13 protein-coding genes are annotated in these 13171 nt (G+C 42.1%); 1 reads left to right on the top strand and 12 read right to left on the bottom strand.

What is annotated here, in order from left to right; genetic code table 11:
* Nucleotides 1-10: 10 nt before the first annotated feature.
* The 5 genes from IPO83_08580 to IPO83_08600 form a co-directional block, all read right to left on the bottom strand.
* A complete protein-coding gene (locus IPO83_08580) occupies nt 11-310 on the bottom strand; it encodes a hypothetical protein (protein MBK9731328.1) in 300 nt (99 codons plus the stop codon).
* Complete coding sequence (locus tag IPO83_08585) at nt 291-599, bottom strand: hypothetical protein (protein MBK9731329.1); 309 nt, start codon at nt 597-599, stop codon at nt 291-293. The genes IPO83_08580 and IPO83_08585 overlap by 20 nt, the downstream gene beginning before the upstream one ends.
* Nucleotides 600-896: 297 nt before the next feature.
* Nucleotides 897-1457 carry a histidine kinase gene (locus IPO83_08590; GenBank protein MBK9731330.1) on the bottom strand — a complete coding sequence of 187 codons (561 nt, stop codon included), beginning with the start codon at nt 1455-1457 and terminating at the stop codon, nt 897-899.
* Nucleotides 1458-1577: 120 nt separating this feature from the next.
* The gene (locus IPO83_08595; protein ID MBK9731331.1) at nt 1578-2435 is read right to left on the bottom strand and encodes a hypothetical protein; all 858 of its coding nucleotides are present in this window, start codon (nt 2433-2435) and stop codon (nt 1578-1580) included.
* A gap of 138 nt (nt 2436-2573) precedes the next feature.
* Nucleotides 2574-3524, bottom strand: coding sequence for a hypothetical protein (locus IPO83_08600; protein ID MBK9731332.1), 951 nt, complete (start codon nt 3522-3524; stop codon nt 2574-2576).
* Nucleotides 3525-3550: 26 nt separating this feature from the next.
* On the opposite strand from IPO83_08600, the gene IPO83_08605 reads away from it, so the two are divergent.
* Entirely contained in the window at nt 3551-3709 is a 159-nt protein-coding gene (locus IPO83_08605; protein ID MBK9731333.1) for a hypothetical protein, read from the top strand.
* A gap of 686 nt (nt 3710-4395) precedes the next feature.
* Here IPO83_08605 and IPO83_08610 read toward each other — a convergent pair.
* The 7 genes from IPO83_08610 to IPO83_08640 form a co-directional block, all read right to left on the bottom strand.
* Complete coding sequence (locus tag IPO83_08610) at nt 4396-4782, bottom strand: T9SS type A sorting domain-containing protein (protein MBK9731334.1); 387 nt, start codon at nt 4780-4782, stop codon at nt 4396-4398.
* A 48-nt stretch (nt 4783-4830) separates the two neighbouring features.
* Entirely contained in the window at nt 4831-7227 is a 2397-nt protein-coding gene (locus IPO83_08615; protein ID MBK9731335.1) for a hypothetical protein, read from the bottom strand.
* 670 nt (nt 7228-7897) lie between these two features.
* Entirely contained in the window at nt 7898-9289 is a 1392-nt protein-coding gene (locus IPO83_08620) for a tetratricopeptide repeat protein (protein ID MBK9731336.1), read from the bottom strand.
* Between the two features lie 175 nt (nt 9290-9464).
* Nucleotides 9465-10310, bottom strand: coding sequence for a hypothetical protein (locus IPO83_08625; GenBank protein MBK9731337.1), 846 nt, complete (start codon nt 10308-10310; stop codon nt 9465-9467).
* 56 nt (nt 10311-10366) lie between these two features.
* The gene (locus IPO83_08630; protein MBK9731338.1) at nt 10367-11110 is read right to left on the bottom strand and encodes a hypothetical protein; all 744 of its coding nucleotides are present in this window, start codon (nt 11108-11110) and stop codon (nt 10367-10369) included.
* Nucleotides 11111-11115: 5 nt separating this feature from the next.
* On the bottom strand, nt 11116-12342 hold the full coding sequence (locus tag IPO83_08635; GenBank protein MBK9731339.1) for a histidine kinase: 1227 nt from the start codon (nt 12340-12342) through the stop codon (nt 11116-11118).
* A complete protein-coding gene (locus tag IPO83_08640; protein MBK9731340.1) occupies nt 12339-13157 on the bottom strand; it encodes a response regulator transcription factor in 819 nt (272 codons plus the stop codon). Before IPO83_08640 ends, IPO83_08635 begins: the two co-directional genes overlap by 4 nt.
* Between the last annotated feature and the right edge of the window lie 14 nt (nt 13158-13171).

Below are 13171 nucleotides of genomic sequence, written 5' to 3' on the forward strand. Positions count from 1 at the left end.
CGGTATCCTTTTAACCTGAATTTTTTACACCTGATGGATTTTTCAAATAAGAATAAACTGCAGCCGCTTTTCCTTCGCCGGTGTTGTGAAGTATTCCGCTAAATCCTGGCAAAGTGGGAGGCCCATGGTTGATGCCTGATGCATAAGCATGCACGGATCCGCTAATGTAATTGATAGAAGTGGGCGGAATGATATCATAAGATCCTCCGCCTTGTATTGTTGTATAGGGGAATGCATGGCCTGCACCCGCATTCTGATCATACAATCCAAATATGCAGACGTCATCTACATCACCATTGGTCCACATCATAATCCAATCCCGGTGTTCCTAAATTTCCAATGCCCTGATTAATGAGGCCACATCCACTTGACCCATTTAGTGAGATGTTATTATTGTTTGCATCCTTGAACGTGTTGCCCATTCCATAGTACTGCCCATTGGCGGTATTCTCCCTGATAGGTTGGTAATGGTAATTGGGTTCGTAAGGAAAATCATTTTCATGGATGTAGCACCCGGGTGTCCAAATGGGTTGAGCATTGGAGGCAGTTGCATAGATAAAGCATGCAATTCCGAAACTTAAGTGAAATAATTTTTTCATAGTGTGTGATTTTAGAAGTTAAGTTTGCCCGCTCTGTTTCTTCTTTTCAGCTTCCGGGTTCTTACTCTGTTTCGGTTTTTCAGCTTTGACCGCCGTAATTTTTTTAAGGGTAGTACGGTATGTGTTCCCTGGTTAAAATTTCAACACGTAAACATAGCGTCACACAAAAGCGAATGCAGGGAAGATGTATGTAGTGTAGTATTGAATGTGCGAATGGTAATAGTGGAAGAACAAACGGAAGAATAGGAGGAAGAAGCGGTGAGGCTACGGCGTCGTAACCCGAAGATATCAGTTTACTCACAGGCAATTCAATGACAACTTCTGTTCCTGTTTTAAAGGGTCATTTTCACCCAAATCTATAGTAGTGAATTTTACTTCTCTGCCCGATGATTGCGCATGCAGCCGCAGCCTGTCAACCGTAAGCTGAATGCCTAAACTCTTTCGCACTTTTCCAGCATTCAGTTTGCGCGATTGATTGATACCAATGCCATTGTCAGTTATCCGCAGTCGCAGCATTTTATCCCCATCAAATATTTCTGCCTGAATAGAGATCATGCCCGGCTTACCTGAAGACATGATGCCGTGCCAGATTGAATTTTCGACAAATGGTTGTAATACCATTGAGGGTATGTATATGATGTCGGTTTCCAAATCAGGCTCCATAATAAATTCATACTTCAGCTTTTCTCCAAACCTTAACTGTTCAATCTCAAGGTAGAGCTTAAGCTTTTCAAATTCCTCTTCGAGCGTAATTAAGTTTTTGTTTACCAGGTCGAGGTTTAAGCGGATCAACCGGCTGAATTTTGTAAGGTATTTATTGGCCAAAACACGGTCATTGTCGTTTACATAAACCTGGATGGAATTGAGTGCATTAAAATAAAATGATTCACTGACTTGTTTGGGTTCTCCATTTCATTCATTTGTTGCTGTGCTATAAATTGCTGCTGCTGCTTTTTAAGATAACTGATGTTACGCTTTTTAATAAGCCATGCGGCTATGGCTATAATGATAATAGTACAAAGTGATATAAACCACCAGCGCGCATAGAATGGTGGAATAATATGAAAAGATAACCTCACAGGGCTCACTCCACAAATTCGAACTATTCTTCGCTTCTACCTGTAGTGTATAACCACCTGCAGTAAGCTTGGGAAAATCAATTTGTGTATTGGTAGTATATTTCCAGGAAGTATCAGCACCGGTTAGCCTGAACCGGTAATTTATTTTTCCAAACTGGCTGTAATCAATTCCTTTATAATGAATGGAGAGGTTTCTTTTATCGTAAGGAATATTTAAAATATTTTCGGGCGAAAGTATTTCGTTGCCCGATTTTATGTTTTCAAAAAAAACTGATACCGGTTTTGAATTTGATTTATCTTTAAGCGGATCATAGATCAAAATACCTTCGTGGCACAATAAAAAAACCTTTCCTTCATACACGCATATTTTTCTAATATCGGTTGAAGGAATCCCTTTTGATGAACCAATTTTTGTTACCTCGTATTTTCCGGTTTGTTCTTTCGAAATTTTATACAGTCCTCTATTCGTGCCAGCCCAAATGATTCCAGCCGAATCCGTTGCTATACAATTTGTAATCTGCAGATCACGATTGAGTGGATGATCAAGGAGTGTGGCTGCATTTTTCCTGTCCCAGAAAATGAGTCCTTTTCCCAATCCGGCAAGGATGAAATTTCCATTGGGCAACTCCAGAATATCCTTCACACGTGTTCCATTTAATAAGGAATCATTTATAAAGTGCGGTGAAAGATTCTTATCGAGGAAAGCCAATCCATCCACAGTACCGATCCAGATTTTTCCATCGGCAGATTTTTCCATCGCATCACAGCGTTTACGATGAAAAATCTCTTTTGCAGGTAAGGTATCCAATGCATTCAAAAACAGGTGGCATCCTGTGGAAGCAATAAATAATCCCCGAAGAGTCGCTAATAAAATCAGTCATGGTAATTGATTTTATTAGGTAAAATCCTTCTGCAAATCAATTAATACATTGCCACCGCTTATTATTACGTACAGTAAATTGCCGGAGATTAAAATATCCTGAATTGGCTTTTCAGACTGAAACTGCAACTGTTTCGGAGGAAGAAAAACGGAATCGCTCCGGTAAAGAAAAATTTCATTTTCAGTTGAAATAAAGGCGTACCGTCCATTGTCTGCGCCATCCTGTAATATTTTTAGCGGATAACAACCCATTTGACCGCGATAGCAATTTGGTACTAAAGGAAGGGATGTAATACAACCATTCGCGAGGGTAGTAAACCAAAAGCCATTTGCCGAGTCAGTGCAGATGGAAGATACAATTACATTGGTATAATATTGATTCGTACGATCCACGGTACCCTTTACCCTGTTCCAATAGAGCCGGAAGATACCCCCGATGTTGTTTTGGGAAATCCAAACGGAGGAATCACTTTCTGGATAAATAAAAAGCGGCGGAACAGAACATGGATAAACTGCCAGGGGCAAATGATTAAGGTCTATAAACAATAATTCCGTTGCTGTGCTCATTACAATGCTTGCTGAAGGCAAGACCGCGGCGTGGTAGGCCGGAATTTTAATGCGGGTTAGCGTATAAGGAATTTCTGTTTCTTTTCCATTAATAATACCATTAATACCTTTGTTGAATGAAAAAACACTGTATGCCAAAACAATATTGGATTTTGTTTGCAGGAAACTCAGGTTTAAACCATTTTTTGAATTGTTCTTTATTGAAGCATTTCCCTTTGCATCCATTGTCAAAATTCCCAGTTGAGCGATGCTAAAGACAAGATTGTCCTCTTCATCACAAAAAAAACCTGTTATTAATCCGTCTTCCGGAAATATTTTTTTTAAGGAATCGCTATAGTGATATGGAAATATTTTTCCATTCCGGCATAACATACGGTGCCGTTTAATCCTGTCATCCATACACGGTTTTTATGATCACAGAATAAATGGAGGATCGCATTATCTGTAAGGCCATCTGTGGTGGTGAAATTGGTGAACCCGTAACCATCAAAACCTTACCCCACGATCGGTTGCAATCCACCAACCTGAGCGATCCTGAATTACCTGGTAACATTCCATACCTGGCAAGCCATCGCTTACTGTAAAATTTTTTGCGTACGGGTTAATTGCCTGCGATAGTGATAGCAGTGGAAGAAATATTAAAAACGAAACCTGGGAAACGCGGATTCTTTTATATGGAATAAAGAATTTCATTTCAATCCCGGCAACTTGTCCGCAGGTACGAGCATTATATTGGAATATGTAAGACACGAATTGATTTCAAGATACGGTAATTAAACCTTGCTAACGATTGACCTGGCAATAATTCTTTCCAATATCTATGGTATTGCAACCAGCATCGTTCAGACTTGCTTAATTTTAACCTGACGCGTCGTGAGTGTCCTACACGACTCACTGATAAATAAATAATTCCCGCCGCAAGATAAATGACTTGATTTTACAACCTCCTTCTCTCACTGGTGCTCGTTTGCAGTTGAGCTATGAGGGCTGCGAACGAGTGCCTGGATAAATTGTCTGAACTATGATTTGATTGATTTCTGATTGGCTATGATTTTTAACTTGCCAAATCAAGTATTCATTCAATCATTAAAATCAGTTCAGACTTCCACCAGTGAACAACGAATGAGTGGTCATGGTTGTGTGCGAAGCACACAAACGGCATCAGCTCCGTAGGAGTTCCTTTGAGACAATGACTGAATATCAAGACATCAGTACAAACAAAACTCCTCCGAAAACCGGAGAGTTTTTTTGATACTAAATCCTGTTGACCTTACCGCTGATAAATCAACTGACGATTGTAAATTTGATCAGCACCAATAACTCTCACATTATAAATACCCGAAGGAACAGCAGCATTCAAATGAATTTCCTGCTTCAGTTTTCCATCCACCACTGAACCATGGAGCAGCATTACCTGCTGACCAAGTATGTTCAGCAACTGAATATCCATCTCACTGTTGACTTCATTTCCCAAATCCATTTCAATCACAAAATTTCCATTCGTGGGATTTGGATAGAGATTAATTTCAACATCGCTCTCCAAACCTACATCGGATCCTTCCTTACAGGTCTTCGACACAGTTTTTACGGCAGAGGTTGTGCTGCATCCTCCGGGAGTGGTTACTTCCACTTTATAGTTGCCGGTGCTGGGAGCCATTGCCGACCAAATAGCTTTGAGAAGATGCGCCGTTAATGGGACTTCCCCTTATTTCCATAGGTACGGGTATCCGATTCCTGAGTTTGCAGTGAGCGTTAGGCCAGGGTTAACGCACAAATCTAGCGAGCCAGATGCTGTGATGGTTGCTACCGGAAGATTTTTCACGATGGTAATCACGTTAGAAGTTTTGCTGCAGCCGGTAGAATTTTTTGTCACTATCACTTTGTAATTTCCGGGGGAATAGGCCGAATAAGATGAACTGCTTCCGACCGTGGAAGTTCCTTTCTTCCACACATAAGATAACCCTGATCCGGTATTGGCCTGCATCATAATAGGGGTTTGCACGCAAAGATCAGTAGAACCATTGGCTGTAATGATGGCGGTGGGTAATGCAACGGATGTTACTGTGGTTGCAGCAGACACTGCTGTGCATCCATACGAATTACTTTCGTGAACGGTATAAGTATTGGTGCCGTTTGATGACACAGCGTAGGTTTGATTGGTAGCAAGAGGGTTAATCTGGGTGCCATTTTTATACCACACGTACGAAATACCACCACCATTTGCTGAAAGTGTAACAGATGAATTCGCACAAAATGTAACTGAACCTCCCGGAGTTATAGTAGCGGTAAATGCATGATCATCCACAATGCTGTTGCAATCATCATCAATGCTGTTGCAGATATCGGTTGCGCCGGGATGAATACCTGCATTGCCATCATTGCAATCATTATTGGTCAATGAAGTTCCACCAGGCTGAGAGCAGGCAATAATTGCAACACTTCCACCATATCCGTCACCATCTGCATCTGTATAGTATGTACCTGCACCGGAAACAGAAGGATCAGCAGCATCAGTTAATCCATCGCAATCATCATCTAATAAATTGCAAATTTCAATAACACCGATGTGAACGCTTGCATTGAAGTCATTGCAGTCATTGTCATTGGTTACATAACCAACCGGCGGAGTACAGGAGCAGGCCATAAAAACAGCTGTACCCGAGCCATAACCATCAAGGTCATTATCGGCATAGTACGTACAGAGCGAAAGACACTGAAAAATGTTCTGACTGATAGTAGTGCCATTTCCCAATTGTGAATAGTTGTTGAGTCCTGCGTCACAGTATTCGTTCGTTGATTTGAGTCCAATGCTATGAAAATCGCCCCCTGCTATACTTGTCCAGTTATTATCTGTTCCTACCTGTAAAGGAAAGCCTGTATCATTGTATGTTCCATCGCCTATTTGCCCTTCCACATTGCGGCCCCATGTATAGACCGTTCCATCTGTTTTTAAGCCCGTGCTGTGAAAAGCACCTGCTCCAACATTTGCCCAGTTAATATCAGTGCCTGCCTGCACAGGAGTGGTTCTCGTGGTGTAAACTGTGCCATCACCAACTTGTCCATAGATGTTCCAGCCCCATCCCCACAGTGTACCGCTTATTTTTATTGCCAGCGAATGTCCGCCACCTCCGGAAATAACTGCCCAGTCATTATCTGTCCCGATCTGCAAAGGCATATCGATGTCAGTTGTTGATCCATCTCCTACTTGTCCGAACACATTCCATCCCCATGCCCAGAGTGTACCATCTGTTTTGATGGCAAGCGAATGAGAACCGCCGGCTGAAATAATTGCCCAGTTATTGGCAGACCCAACCTGCGTAGGAATATCTTTTGAGTTGTTGTAAGTACCATCACCTAACTGACCCTGGCCATTGAATCCCCACGACCAAAGCGTGCCGTTAGCTTTTAATGCAAGGTTATGAAAATGACCGGCTGAAATACTCACCCAGTCATTGGCTGTGCCGATTTGCACGGGAGCGAGTTTATTAATAATAGATTGATCACCTAATTGACCGTAGTAGTCGGAACCCCATGCCCATAGTGTGCCGTCAGTTTTCAGGGCAATGCTATGTGAGTTACCACCGGAAACTATGTCCCAGTCATAATCAGTACCTATCTGAACGGGTGCGCTTCTGTCTGCGGTAGTACCATCACCCAATTCTCCATTGGCATTACGTCCCCATGTCCACAGTGAGCCATTCGATTTTATCCCAAGGTTGTGATAGCTGCCGGCAGCAAGTTTTACCCATACCGGAGCACCTGTGCCTTCATCAATCTGTGAATCGCAGTTGTCATCGAGACCATTGCAATTCTCAGTTGCTCCGGGATAAATGGATCCATCCCCATCATTGCAGTCGGTGTTGTCTGCTACATACCCGGGAGGAGGTGAACCGGCAATAGTGGTGGTATTTATATCACCGTAACCATCTCCGTCTGCATCTGCATAGTAGGTAGTTGACGGTAATTTTGCCAACGAGAAATATGCTATACCTTTTTTCCTTGAAACCTTTCCATCGTTGGATGTAATAGGAGGATTTACGGCATACAATGTAAAGGATACTAAGAGTAGCACCAGGGTTGATAGGGATGTAAGGCTTTTCATAACAAGTTGTTTTTAAGTTTAAGAAGGTCTATAAATTGATTTAAGGATGATTTGAAATGACTCTGAATAATCTTATAGAATGATTTTTTAGTTGTTCCTCGCCCTAAGCCCTCTTCGGCCAATAAGAAAATAGAACTGAAAAGTGCTGTTAAGCAGAACTGCATTAATTTTTATTCACCCGCTTTTTAAAATTCAATACCATAAACATAGAATCATCTAAAAGCCGCCACAGTCAAAATGTATGTGGTGTAGTATTGAATGTGCAAGCGGTAAAACCACGCGCACGAACGGTCGGAAGGCAACGGAATAAGCAATTAATGTTTGACTGAGCTTTTAGTAGTAAGTGGCAGTAAATTTTACAAAGAGTGAGGCCCCTGGAAGGATTGGACTTTTAGTGAACCTATTCACCCAAAAGCATAACTTTTGGTGAATACAATCACCAAAAAAATTGTAGCACGTTTTTATTAAGCCAAAGTTGTTCAAGGGCTGCCCGTACAGGAGTAATAAATATTATTAGCGGCTATAGCGCAAAATGTACCCTGGATTTTTAAAGGATATCTTTAAACAGATTCATTGAGAATAAGTCATCGGATAACTTAAAAGTAGTTCGTCTTTTTTTAGAATTTATTTAAGTCATCCGATGACTGCCGACAGAATGACTAAAGACACATTAATCCGCAAAGTATAACTGCAGCAACGAATCCGCCATCTTCGATTTTTGGAGGATACCTGCAACAGACTCATTAAACTTTATTCTTGAAGATTCATTACCTAAACCACGCACTCTTTTATCAAGCACAATCTTAGCCGCGTGATAATTAAGTGCCGCTTCAGTAAGATACTTTTTATCGCTCGTTCTATGAAACAAGCTCATATTGGCATCACCTTTTCCCTCACAGGATTCAAACAATCCGTTTTCATCGTACAGCATGGAAGAGTCAGGTGTTATTGATACATCATCGTTTTTAAATTCCGGAATAAGACACTGTAACGCGCGCTGAAACTTTTGTAACGCCTGCAATTCTTTATTTTGTTCAAGGTACATGGTACCAAATTCGGCATAAATTTTACCGCATTCTCTCCTTCTGCCCTCATTGCTTTCTCCCATTACTTCAATGGCATGCGCATAACTTTTTTCTGCGGCAGCGAATTTCTTTTGCCTGGAAAAGAGTAATCCCTGAACCCGATAGACGTCAGCTTCGCTGTCGGCTTCTTTATTCTTCCATCGTTTCAACAACTCCAAACTGAGGTAGTTATATCGCGTTGCGGAGTCCAATAGGTTTTCTTCGATAAAAACATGAGACAAACTGTTGCAGGCATCTGCCTGTTGCTCCACGGAATCAAAACGGGAAGCAAGCTGATACGATTCCCGGAATGCACTTTCTGCTTCTGCAAAATGGCCCGCATCGAGATAAGGGTATCCTAAATCATTCAATCCCATAAACAGATTGGAAGTGTCCTTAAAATCCCGGCACATCTGAACATTGCGCTGATGATAGCTGACTGATTTTTCATAGTCGTCCATCCTTGCACTGCAGTTGCCTGCGGCTTTGTAAAAGAGCCTTCCCAGGTCAGGATTCCATCCATTTGCTTTGTTGATCAAACGGATTCCTTCATCATAAAAAGGAAGCGCTTTTGCATATTCATCTTTTTCACGGTAGTAGATAAATGCGATCTGCCGGTTGCTTTCTGCAAGTGTTACCAAAGAAAAGGAATCCGTCGGTTCCTGCCATATGTCCTTGTACAGCTTTTCAAAACAGGCGATAGATTTTTCAAGCTGATCGTGTTTGCGGTACGATCGGATGATGCTATCATAGCAATTCAGCCAGTTGCCGAGCTGGCCCGCTTGCTTGTATTTTGCTGCAATCTGCAACTGAAAATTCGTGAAGCTGTCCTGGTTGGTTTCATAGTAAGGATAGCCTTTGTTTCTCCATTCGGCAATCAACAGCGAATCTTCCCCTGAAAGAACATTTGCGTGATTTGATTTAGGAGATGGATTGCAGGAACAGAAAAGTAATCCGGCTATGAGTACGATAATAAAATAAGGCCACAAAAATTTCATTCCGCAAAATAATGAAAACAGGAACTTCGCCGGATTTCATTGCACAACGGTTTTCATGACTGGTATTTCTATCGGTGTGGAGACGCCATGATCAGTTGCGATATTGATATTTCCCTGGTTGTAGAGACGCCATGCATGGCGTCTCTACGATTACTCCGGAATGCAGATTGTTCCTTTAATTCCTCTTCCTTGTTAGAAGATAAATGATGATCAGTAATTCCAGGCCGGCGATGATCCAGCCGAGCCAGTTCATCCAGCTATTGCTGCTATCTGTTTTACTGCCATTGAGCTGATCCCGGCATTCTCTTAAATGCATCCTGCAACTGTCGCAATTCATATTGATTGAATCCTTGAGGCACCTGGTTTCGGCAAGGTTGGTAACGATTTCAGGATTGTGATCGAAAAATATTCCCGCCTGGTTGTGGATTACCTGGTAGGCGCCTGCTGTTTTGATTTTGAATTTGATGTAGCCTTTTGAATCCTGCACATTGGCAGCATTAATTCCCGCAAGCTGAATACCGGAGAAAAGAAATTTTGCATCTGGTATTATGCTTGGTATCTGTGTGCTTAGCAATGAAGTGTTGTAGGCTGTATTGGAGGTCCCCACAGAGTATTCAAATGTTCCCCCCAAACCATTATATCCGGTTCGAGCCTGTGATATGCTGGCTCCGCCTGCAACAGGCGGGTTTGTACCTATTCCAATTTCGGTTACCGTTAAGCTGCTGTTATTCAAATGAGGATCAATATCTAAATTCACCTCTACGGTAGTTGCAGGATCACTTCCAATATTCTGAAAGTGAACTGTGTATTCCAATTCTTCCTGCACCCCATTGGCATCAGGGCCACATTGTGTGGAAGTGGGAATGTTCACTTCTATCACATTGGGATCATGGGATTTACCGATTGCTATTGGGAGTTTTGATTCGCTACCGGCAACAAACTGGGGTTGCCCGCCCACCATTTTGGTTAGCACGGCGACAAATGTATCCAGTACACGATTGTTGTCATTCACATTCTGCATATTGGGAACCTCCAGCTGACAATAAATATTTTTTTCATGCCCCGCGAAATTATTTGCTACTGTCCAGCTTCTAATCGGATCATTGAGAAACCTACATTATAAGGTATCTGTGGCGAGTTTAATGGTGCAAATGCAAAATACTCATCAAGCTGCGAAGGGTAGTTGGTGGTTTGTCCTGCCGTGAATCCATAACTGATTCCAACATTTTTATGATACAATCTCAGCACATACCCTTCACCCTGTAACTGGTATCCAAGTGCATCATTGTTTTCTATGTGATCATTATTGACTGTTAAAATCAACAAGAGTGGTGCATCTTTAGCAACCTCATCATTGCCATGATCTGTTTGAATCTTCGTTATAACCGGAGCATTCAAAATGGCCTGGCTGTTGGTGTAAGTATTCATGGGCGGAATCGTGCCAGTAGAAGGAACAGATCCGCCAATCACTTTTTTCTTATCGGTATCATCCCCATAGCGGTTGCTGACTGTTGTCTGAATCAACTGCTCTCCGGCATTGGATTGCGACTGGTACAATGTCACAGGAAGGGATGTATTTGGTGAACTTGCAGCACTGCTGATGAAAGCATTGGTTCGCTCATAGCTGCCGTCGGTAAAAATCCAGCAAAGAGTATAATCTTCGTTTACATAAGGAGCTTGTCTCCATCCTCCGGTACAATTAGTGGTTGGGAACAGATAGGTAGTACCGGTAAGGGTAATCACATCACATGAATTAGTAGTGGCTATTAAAATCGGTACCGTAACCAACAGTGTAAGCAAGCATTTTTTGTACAATTTCATGGTAATTAATTTTTAAAGGCGTGAAATTTCTTTTCCTTCGCAATACTCACCGGCAACTCAATTGTTACCACTGTTCCTGATTCTATTGGGTCGTTTTCACCCAGATCTGTAGTTTCAAACTTTATTTCTCTGCCTGATGATTGCGCATACAACCGCAGCCGGTCAATAGTAAGTTGAATACCTAAACTTTTTCTCTTCTTTCCTGCATTCAGCTTTCGCGATTGATTGATGCCAATGCCATTGTCAATAATCCGAAAGCGCAACATTTTATCGTCATCAAATAACCCAGACTGAATACTGATCATTCCCGGTTTACCGGAACTCATGATACCATGCCAAATCGCATTCTCCACAAACGGCTGCAATATCATCGAAGGAATATAAATGATGTCTGTTTCCAGATGCTGATCAATAATAAATTCATACTGCAACTTCTCCCCAAACCTTAACTGTTCGATCTCAAGATATAGTTTAAGTTTCTCTAATTCTTCTTCCAGCGTAATTAAACTTTTATTCACCAGGTCAAGGTTCAGGCGGATCAGCCTGCTGAACTTGGTGAGGTATTTATTGGCGGAGATGCGGTCGTTGTCGTTGATGTATTGCTGGATGGAGTTGAGCGCATTAAAAACAAAATGCGGATTCATCATGGCCTGCTTGGCCTGGTTTTCCATTTCATTCATCCGTTGCTGCGCAACAAATTCCTGCTGCTGCTTTTTCAGATGCTGCCTATTGCGCAGCGTGACTACCCATGCAGTTGTTCCTACCACCAAAAGAAAAGCAAGCAGCAGGAACCACCACCTTTGATACAATGGCGACAGGATCTTAAAAGAATAGCTCACCGTTTCACTCCAGTTGCTGCGCTCATTCTTAGCGGCTGCTTCAAAATGATAGGTGCCTGCAGGTAGCGCGGGAAACAACAAATTTTTTTCAGCAGTCGTTTTCCAGGGTTCACTTTCTCTGATCCGGTAGCGGAAAAGTGTTTGTCCTGAAAAGGTAAGGTCAATCGATTCAAACCTGAATTCGAAATTGTTTTCACCCGGCTTGCAGCACAATAAAGAATCAAAACGCTTCTCCACCGTGTTCACCATTACCGATCGCAGTATCATGCGCGGAACAGGAATGGAATCACCGGCTGCAGCTGCAGACTGAAAAAAGAGCAATAAAAGTAACAAGCCTGTTATGCGTTGCAGCAGTTGGTGTTTCCAAAATAATATGCGGCCGTGATTTTTCATTTCAATGATGTAAACCTGTTGATCGCAGCCATAAATTCATCTACTCTTCTCCGGCTTACAATTACTGAGATGCCGTCCTGCATTACTGCAAAATATCCGTCTGCAGTGCTGTATTCTTTCAAGTGGTGCAGATTAATGATGAATGATTTATGTACCCTGAAAAAAATATCTGGATCGAGGAGGTCCTCATATTCTCCCATATTGCGGCTTACCATCACGCGTTCCCTGTTTGCAAGATGAAAAACGGTATAGTTGCGATCGGCTTCGAGGTAAACAATATCTTTAGCAGCTACCATTTTAAATCCCTGTAAATGGGGAAGCGTGAGCCGCGCAATCTTTCTTTCTTTGAACAGGTTTTGCGACAACTCATTTACTGTTGCTGCATAGCTGTTGTTGATTTCCGGATTTTGTTTCCGGAGCTGTTGAAAATATTCCAGCTTTTTCACTGCGGCTTTCAGTTCATCAATGTCCACCGGCTTCAACAGAAAATCAACCGCGCTGGCCTTTAATGCCTGCAATGCATATTCCTGGTTTCCGGTTACGAAAATAACGGCATACTGAAAAGAAGCGATGGAGCTGAGCAGATCGAATCCGCTTTCGCGTGGCATATTTACATCCAAAAAAAGAATATCCACTGCATGTTGCTTTAGCATGGAGCGTGCTTCTGAAGCTGATGATGCGCAGCCGATTACGTTCACCTGCGGACAATATTCCTGCAAAAGCGACTGCAATATTTTTTGAGCAGGAAGTTCATCATCTATCAGCAGCGCGTTCATCTTTCGTATCGTTCTTTGAGTAAATTGTAAAGATGGCATAAATTAAAGGTTGG

The sequence above is a fragment of the Chitinophagaceae bacterium genome, from assembly GCA_016717285.1.
GTDB lineage: Bacteria > Bacteroidota > Bacteroidia > Chitinophagales > UBA10324 > JACCZZ01.